The 913-nt window shown below is 60.2% G+C and carries 2 protein-coding genes; both read right to left on the bottom strand.

All coding sequences use genetic code 11. The features are described 5' to 3' along the window. On the bottom strand, window positions 1–453 hold a 453-nt coding region (locus EN969_RS33095; RefSeq protein WP_127419844.1), incomplete at its 3' end, for an MSMEG_1061 family FMN-dependent PPOX-type flavoprotein. A gap of 25 nt (window positions 454–478) precedes the next feature. After that, window positions 479–913: septation protein A (locus EN969_RS33090; protein ID WP_127419842.1), on the bottom strand; the 435-nt coding region annotated here is incomplete at its 5' end.

Raw genomic sequence — 913 nt, 5'->3', positions numbered from 1 at the left:
GTGCATGTAGGCCGCCTTGACGCTGACCACGACAACGCTTTGCGGCTCCCTGCCGTCGACGGCGAGCCGTTCGCGCAAATTTGCGTCGACGGTGATGCGGGCATCGCCGTTGACGCGCAGCGTCTCGTTCATGCCGGGGATGAGGAAGAGCAGCCCGACCGGGGGATTGACGAGGATGTTTTCCAGCGTGTCGAGCCGGTTGTTGCCGGGCCGGTCGGGAATGGCGATGGTGGTGTCGTCCAGAACGGTGGCAAAGCCCGGTTTGTCGCCCTTCGGCGTCACGTCGGCATTGCCGGCACCGTCGGACGAGCCAATCAGCACGAATGGGCTCTTGCCGATGAAGGAGCGGCAATGGCCGTCAAGTTTTTTCAGCTCCTTTCGGATAGAACCGTCGGTCGGTCGTGGCGTCTTGTAGATCGTCCTCAACTGGTCGCGCGTGGTGACGAATTCCATGGCCCTTTCCCCTTATTTGCAGGCTCTATTTCCCGGCCTTCTCTTCTTTGCCGGTCTTGTCGTCCAGCGAATGGCGCAGGATCAGCGGCATCTGGCTGAAGGTGAACAGAAGCGTGATCGGCATGATGCCCCAGACCTTGAAAGTAACCCAGGCGTCGGTGGAAAAATTGCGCCACACCACCTCATTGACGATGGCCAGGAACAGGAAGAACAGGCCCCAGCGGAAGGTCAGCTTGCGCCAGCCTTCAGCGTCGAGGCTGAAGGCTGAATCGAAGACATAGCCAAGCAGCGACTTGCCGAAATACAGGCCGCCGAGCAGCACCCCGCCGAACAGCGTGTTGACGATGGTCGGCTTCATCTTGATGAAGATGTCGTCCTGCAGATAGAGCGTCAGCGCGCCGAAAATGAAGACGACGACGCCCGACACCATCGGCATGATCGGCAAGGTGCGGGTGAGCAG

The sequence above is a fragment of the Mesorhizobium sp. M7A.F.Ca.CA.003.01.2.1 genome (assembly GCF_003998945.1).
GTDB classification, from domain to species: Bacteria; Pseudomonadota; Alphaproteobacteria; order Rhizobiales; family Rhizobiaceae; genus Mesorhizobium; species Mesorhizobium ciceri.
This window is presented reverse-complemented; position numbering and strand designations above follow the sequence as displayed.